We start from the raw sequence: 834 nt of genomic DNA, 5'->3' as shown, positions 1-834 counted from the left end.
TCGAGCCCGTCGGGCTCGAGACGGAGATGCAGCGCTCGTACCTCGACTACGCGATGTCCGTCATCGTCTCCCGCGCGCTGCCCGACGTCCGGGACGGCCTCAAGCCCGTCCACCGGCGCGTGCTGTACGCGATGTACGACGGCGGCTACCGCCCCGAGCGCGGCTTCTACAAGTGCGCGCGCGTCGTCGGCGACGTCATGGGCAACTACCACCCGCACGGCGACAGTTCGATCTACGACGCGCTGGTCCGTCTCGCCCAGCCCTGGTCGATGCGTATGCCGCTGGTCGACTCCAACGGCAACTTCGGCTCCCCGGGCAACGATCCGGCGGCCGCCATGCGGTACACCGAGTGCAAGATGGCGCCGCTGTCGATGGAGATGGTCCGTGACATCGACGAGGAGACCGTCGACTTCACGGACAACTACGACGGCCGCTCCCAGGAGCCGACCGTCCTGCCGGCCCGCTTCCCGAACCTGCTGATCAACGGTTCGGCGGGCATCGCGGTCGGTATGGCGACCAACATCCCCTCGCACAACCTGCGCGAGGTCGCGTCCGGCGCCCAGTGGTACCTGGAGAACCCCGAGGCGTCCCACGAGGAGCTGCTCGACGCGCTCATCGAGCGGATCAAGGGCCCCGACTTCCCGACCGGCGCGCTGGTGGTGGGCCGCAAGGGCATCGAGGAGGCGTACCGCACGGGCCGCGGCTCGATCACCATGCGGGCGGTCGTCGAGGTCGAGGAGATCCAGAACCGCCAGTGCCTGGTGGTCACGGAGCTGCCCTACCAGGTCAACCCCGACAACCTCGCGCAGAAGATCGCCGACCTGGTGAAGGACG

At 68.6% G+C, this 834-nt stretch carries 1 protein-coding gene; it reads left to right on the top strand.

From position 1 onward, the window contains the following. On the top strand, nucleotides 1-834 hold an 834-nt coding region (locus G6W55_RS37920), incomplete at both ends, for a DNA gyrase subunit A (RefSeq protein ID WP_303049974.1).

Source organism: Streptomyces sp. CAI-85 (genome assembly GCF_013363615.1).
Taxonomy (GTDB): Bacteria; Actinomycetota; Actinomycetes; order Streptomycetales; family Streptomycetaceae; genus Streptomyces; species Streptomyces antibioticus_B.
The sequence above is the reverse complement of the archived record's forward strand: the minus strand, read 5'-3'. Positions and strand labels throughout refer to the sequence as shown.